Origin of the sequence: Lamprobacter sp., from assembly GCF_034860625.1 — a bacterium.
GTDB lineage: Bacteria > Pseudomonadota > Gammaproteobacteria > Chromatiales > Chromatiaceae > Lamprobacter.
Genome location: NZ_JAYESN010000713.1, coordinates 1 through 711, shown reverse-complemented (window position 1 = coordinate 711; position 711 = coordinate 1). Strand labels below are relative to the sequence as shown.

The following is a 711-nucleotide window of genomic DNA, read 5'->3' as shown; positions in this document are numbered from 1 at the left end:
ATGCGAAGCCGCGTCCATCGAATCGATGAGTCAACAAGCGATGGCGCTCAGGGAACAGCGCCAACCCTGATCGCGGCCCAGGTGGACAAACTCGACGCCCTCAAGACCCACAAGAAAGGGCTGATGCAGCAACTCTTCCCCACTGCATCGGCAACCCCAACGGAGCCCAGGCCATGACCATCGACCAACTGATTCCTTCAGTGAATTCGCTGACGCATGCGGAAAAAATTCGCTTGGCCCAGGTTGTTCTGGAACAACTTGCACTTGAAGCGCTCGCATCCCCATCTAAGAATGCCAGCATGACTAATCCGCTCAAAGGTAGCGTGACCTTTGAAAAGGATATCGTCTCACCGATTGATCTGGACTGGAACGCCATTCAGGCTCAGCAAAACCCTTGCTCACAGTGAGTACATCACCCATGGAAGCCATCCGCACGATTGAACGGGTCACCCACGGCGAACTTCATCTGCAAGTGCCTGAAGCCTTCTGGGGGAAGGAGGTCGAGGTCATCATCCGGACCACCGCCCGCGAATCAGCCTCCCTCACCAAGCCCCACAAGCGTCTGCGCGGAAGTCTCAATAAATATGCGCACCCGGAGCGCATGGCTCGCGAGCAGACGGCCTGGTCAGATACGGTGAGTGACGCGCTATGAGTCTGATTGATGCCAGCTTTAACCTTGATGACCAGCTTTTCAAATTGATCGAAAAAGAA

The 711-nt window shown here is 55.0% G+C and carries 2 protein-coding genes; both read left to right on the top strand.

Annotated elements, in window-relative coordinates:
* Positions 1-173: 173 nt before the first annotated feature.
* Complete coding sequence (locus tag VBE63_RS30910; RefSeq protein WP_323686766.1) at positions 174-407, top strand: hypothetical protein; 234 nt, start codon at positions 174-176, stop codon at positions 405-407.
* Positions 408-418: 11 nt separating this feature from the next.
* A complete protein-coding gene (locus VBE63_RS30905) occupies positions 419-652 on the top strand; it encodes a hypothetical protein (RefSeq protein ID WP_323686765.1) in 234 nt (77 codons plus the stop codon).
* Positions 653-711: the final 59 nt, after the last annotated feature.